Annotated in this window: 5 protein-coding genes; all 5 read left to right on the top strand. The window is 44.2% G+C overall.

Going from position 1 to position 5,194, the window contains the following annotated elements; all coding sequences use genetic code 11:
• Window positions 1-73 precede the first annotated feature (73 nt).
• Complete coding sequence (locus VE944_RS23885; RefSeq protein ID WP_324982898.1) at window positions 74-2,515, top strand: hypothetical protein; 2,442 nt, start codon at window positions 74-76, stop codon at window positions 2,513-2,515.
• Window positions 2,516-2,757: 242 nt separating this feature from the next.
• Window positions 2,758-3,330: a hypothetical protein gene (locus tag VE944_RS23880; protein ID WP_324982895.1), complete on the top strand. Its 573-nt coding sequence runs from the start codon at window positions 2,758-2,760 to the stop codon at window positions 3,328-3,330.
• A complete protein-coding gene (locus tag VE944_RS23875; RefSeq protein WP_324982892.1) occupies window positions 3,314-4,510 on the top strand; it encodes a hypothetical protein in 1,197 nt (398 codons plus the stop codon). The genes VE944_RS23880 and VE944_RS23875 overlap by 17 nt, the downstream gene beginning before the upstream one ends.
• On the top strand, window positions 4,503-4,781 hold the full coding sequence (locus VE944_RS23870; protein WP_324982889.1) for a hypothetical protein: 279 nt from the start codon (window positions 4,503-4,505) through the stop codon (window positions 4,779-4,781). Before VE944_RS23875 ends, VE944_RS23870 begins: the two co-directional genes overlap by 8 nt.
• Window positions 4,782-4,783: 2 nt before the next feature.
• A partial coding sequence (locus tag VE944_RS23865) for a hypothetical protein (protein ID WP_324982886.1) occupies window positions 4,784-5,194 on the top strand: 411 nt, incomplete at its 3' end.

Genomic DNA, 5,194 nt, shown 5'->3' with positions numbered 1-5,194 from the left:
GTAAAGCTCTGCCATTGAATTTATTCCAAGGAACTACAAACACTATTATGTCTTGCGATCGCCACCCTAACCCATGACAGTAAACCAATCAGCCAGAAATGTCCGTTTGCTAATCGGCGGCGCGGATTACACCCCCTGCCTCATCTCCTTTCAAGGTAGCGATAGCCATCTTGACCAATCTGGGCTGATTACTTTCACTGGGCAAATCTTGCTAGGCAAGGCATTAGGATTTAACCAACCACTAGACGATCGCAAAAGTCCGAGTAGCTTCTGTCGTGGCAAAACAGTAACTCTTGATATAGCTGATACCAGTGGCAGCTTAAGAAGACATCCCAGAGGCACACTGCGACTGCTAACTCCTAAATATGATTCAGAAAAGCAGCAGCTAACTTTGGAAGTGGGCGACTTGATTACCCTGCTCAACTTCAAAGAACCCACAGACCCTGACAAGGCGGACAATAAAACTTCAGTTTCTCAATCAGCAACAAGCGTAATCACCAAGCTGCTGGATGAAGCTGGGATTGATAACTTCTCTGGAACTCTGCCAGATACTCTTTATAATTACCCCTTAAATCTTTCAGGTTCTTATCTGCAATCTGTCGGTAAGTTGCTGTATGCCAACAACCGAGTAGGTTGGATTGATAATCAGGAGCGGTTTAGAATTTCTACGGTTAATGTCAAATCTACTCAATCCTTGGTTTCACTAGTAGTCGGTAAAAACGAACTTTGGTATCGGCGATTGAGTGGAGCCGAATCACCTTGCGAGAAGGTGAAGTGCGTGGGGACGCAGATGGTAACGCGGGAGATTGAGCTTGATAGCATAATCACCACGGAACAATACGGCTCACCTGCAATTATTGACCCGGAATTTTCTGGGCTGATTATAATTAATAAAACTACCGAAACCCAAAAATGGGATGAGCATGTTCGCGGAGCGTCTCGAAGAGAAGGGATTTTTACTATCAAGTCAGAGGTTGAGAAGCCTTGGGGGTTGATAGTCCCGCGAGTTTTTTGGGATAAAGTGAACTCTCCCCCAATATTTCGGCTTTATCTTGGAGAGATACGCACCGAAGAATCAATCTTTGAAGATGCGGAATCAGGCGGGAAATTAGTTCAAAAAATTACCACTTTCAATACAGAGAAATCGCAGTATTTAGCAGAGATTGAAGAAGCTAGACCCGACTTTATTATTGGCAGCTTTCTGGGGCTGTTTCAGACTAAAATCATCACTGAAACATTCACCTATAACCCAAAAGAAGTACTTTTAAATAAAGTTACCGAAACTAAAGAAATTGCGGTAATTGTGTTGAATGGCGGTGATGAAAATTGGGATGATTGGCTAGAAATTCCTGAGTTTCTGGTAACATCTGAATATAAATATGAAGAATGGAAAGAAATTGATAAATATACTTGGCAGTATGAAAATTATACTCTTAAACCCCTGATCAAAACCGAAGGTGGCACAACAGTAGAATATCCTGATGATGCCGAGACTAGATCAAAACAAAAACTAGGATTAGTTTATGATTCTGCCGAAAAGCGCCGATCTAATTCAGGGCAAGAAACCCCACCCGCAGCCGAGCGCAGGCCAACAAACACAAGAATTGAAGAAAACCCCATTGAATACACCGCTCGTTTTGAAGACCCGTGTAGCGGCAATTTCAAACAGCGAGAGCGCACTTACAACGTGGAGTTTTTGGCAGGAATCCAGATACCTTATGCTCAATTTGTAATCAGTAGCGGCGATTCGAGGGCAAACGATCAACTAAAAGCGATCGCCCAACGCGAGGGTAGATTGCTCAGAGGGCGGTGGCAGGGGCAGGAAATGGCGGGGGCAATCCCCAATAGTTTACTTGGTGGCTATGAGCCATTGTTTGGGGTAAATGTAACTGAATACGATGGCACAGGACAAAATTATTTAGCTGATGGGTGCAGTTGGGTAGTGACTGCCCAAAAGGCACTGTGGTCGTGCGATGGTATTTGGGTAGGGCAATCACAATCTGCAATTCCAGTTAGGGGCAGCATTGTAATCACTGCAACCACTCTCACTATTAATGGTGCGATCGTCCCTGATGCCGTGATTACATCTGATGGTAACGCTGTAGTAGGCAACGTGACTATTACACCAGATGGCAATACCATAATCAATGGTGTAACCCTCCCGCCGGATGGTAGCGTGGTGATTCCCGGCGCAGTAACTTTGCCATATACCGAGATTGAGCCAATACCTGGGGGAATGGCTCTAGGAGTTGAATTCACCTCTTATCCCTATCTTCTCACCACCACTTATGCACAAATTGAATTGGGTATGGGTATTGGGACGCAGTGGAGTAGTGGATTTGTACTACCTTGTGGCTTAGGGCAAGGCGTACAATTCACAGGGGACTTCATCTCGGCAACTTGGGAAGATTTCACCTGGGATGGAATTGATGAAAGTGCCTGGAATGCAATGCAATCTTCACCTACTTGGGAATCGGCGGTTTGGGAAGGAGACGATTGGGACAGAATTTTGTAGTCATTGGTCATTGGGGAGTGGGGAGTGGGGAGTGGGGAGTGGGGAGTGGGGAGTGGGGAGCAGGGGAATGGGGAAAAATTCTTATAACTCCTAACTCCTAACTCACCATGCCAAGCGGAATTTTCTGCAACAGTTGGATAAGCCAAAGCGCCAAAATTTTATTCAGGGGCACGACTCCCCCCGATGCCAACAAGTTTAGACTATGCTTGGCGAACACTGCGACACTATCCCGTAGCAGTTCGTTGGCTGATTTTCTAGCCAGCGAACTGCTACCCACAAATGGCTATGCTAGGGCAACTGCTAACTTTGGTGGTGATGGTAGCTATGATTCCACAGACCAACGGCACGAACTGCCCACGATTAGCGCCAGCTTCACGGCATCGGGCGGGGCGTTGCAATTTCAGACAGCTTTTTTAATTGCCGACTCAACCGCCGTAGCGTCTAAGTCTTTCACCAATGCCAATGTCAACGCGACGAGCGATCGCATTACAATCACTGCTCATGGTTTTGTCAATGGCGACAAGCTTACTTTTACAGCTGATAGCCTAGCGACACTTCCCTCTGGGATTACTGCTGGCACTATTTATCAAGTTGCCAGCACGACTACCAACGACTTTCAATTGCAACCTAACGGAGGCGGAACGACAATAGATATTACGGATACAGGTTCCGGCACATTCCGCGCCAGGAGCGCCAACGGTATCATCGTCGCCTACGCAGTGGAATCAACACCCATCACAGTTGCAGATGGGCAAGGTTATAGCTATCAAATTCCCCTTGTAGTTTTAAATAGTGGCTATGTCGCAGGAAGCTGATATTTTGAGGGGGCAGCAGCACCTTAATCGCCATTTATATCAGCAGAGAATTGCTGATGCTGCGGAGGCCCTTTTCCGACAGGTAATGCCCACTGCCTATACTGGATTTGATGCAGAACTTGGATTAGCAAGACTAAAAGATGCTAACGGCAATATTTTTTATGGCGCTGCCCAAACTAATGGGGCTGTGGGCAAAGGCGAAAATATCAGATTGAGGCGGGGTGGGGTACTTGCCAAATACGACGAGATGCCACACCGGACAACTGATGCAATAGTTCTTGAAAAATCAGCAGAAACATATAACTTTATTGCCTTTGTAGGCACTAAAGCTATGCGGCATGACAGCTCATTCTTGCGGGCTTCAAACAATTTTACGGTAAAGCTTTTTGTCGGTTTTGAAACACAAACAATTTCTATTGCTTTTTATGGGTTACTTGGGGGCTACGTCCAAATTACTTATCCAGGGGGAGAATTTACTACAGAAAAAATAACTTCAGGAATTATTTTTAGCCAGGATTTTATTTATACTCCCACACCAGAAACAGATGGATACATTGAATGTAGTTCACCAGCATTGAAAGAAATAGACCTTCTCGTTGTCTATCAAATATTTTATTATCTGAGTAATGGCGAAAAAATTATTAAACTGCCATACCAAATTAATAATCAAAGAGCTACATTACCTGATTATTTTTCGGTTTTATCATATACAAAAGAATATACATACATAACTTTCAAAGAAACAGACAATAACCAACTTGGTGGTTCTTACAATAAAATTACAATAATTACTACTGACAAAAAATTAAATATTATTAGCACGGAAACTTTTGAAAATACAGGAGAATCAACTCTTGATTTGCCTAACAATAAAGACTGGCGAAAATCCCTAACACACTCATTCCTAGCTAATCCTCCAGATGATGAAATTGCTTGCATTAACAGTTTTAGGGCGGATAAATATGCTCATATAGATTTATTGAAGCGATTTATATCTACTGGCGGGTCGAATATTTTATCGGCAAGCAAATTAATTCATTTTAAGCGAGGCAAGTTTAACCCAAGTCAAAACTCCTGCTCTCCTATTTATCAATCAAAAACCATCTCTACAAAAATCAAGCCGGAGGTGGCAAAAGTAATTAAGTACTGCGATATCGCTGGGGTTGCTATTTATGTCTGAAGCTTCAATGCTAATGAATTTAAGTTTGATTAATCGCGCTGGTTATCAATCGCGTCAGGTGCAGGTACAAAGTAAGAGCGATCACACCCTAGAAAACAGCGTCAAAATCCTCAATTACGATGCCCAACTGGGGCAATATAACGTAAAAAATACCGCAGGGCAAATATTTTCAGCAAGGGCAATTTCTAATGGCGTATTTGCTATCGGCGACCAAGTAAGCCTAGTAGCGCCAGTGGGAGGAATACCAATCATTGATGCTATGCCGAGGTGAAAATGGCCATTCAAACTGGATACGCGATCGCCGATATCGCCACATTAAAAACCTTAACCAGTAGCCAGAGGGTTGATGGCTATTCGCGTCAAGTCAAAGTTGATGCCAATGGCTTGCCTTCCTGGTACACCTTCATCAATGCAAGCACAGCTACTGGTGATGATGATTTAGTATTGCTTCCCAATGACAGCCCTAGTAATGGTAGATGGCTTAAAAGTGGGGGCGCTGGGGGCGGTGCAAGCTTTGGAGGGCAAATTATTTGTACTTCTGGCTGCACTACTGCGGCGGGTGGTAGTGGGAAAGCGTTTCAGTTTTACGCACCGCAGACAAATTTAGGGCTAATAATTCAGCCTAGCTTTGGCATCAGTATTCAGTCGGGTAGTAATGCAGTTGCCATCTACAGATGGTCGGCA

It is taken from the genome of Nostoc sp., assembly GCF_035638895.1.
Taxonomy (GTDB): Bacteria; Cyanobacteriota; Cyanobacteriia; order Cyanobacteriales; family Nostocaceae; genus Nostoc.
Note: the sequence above shows the minus strand (reverse complement) of the source record. Positions and strands in the feature narration are given on the sequence as shown.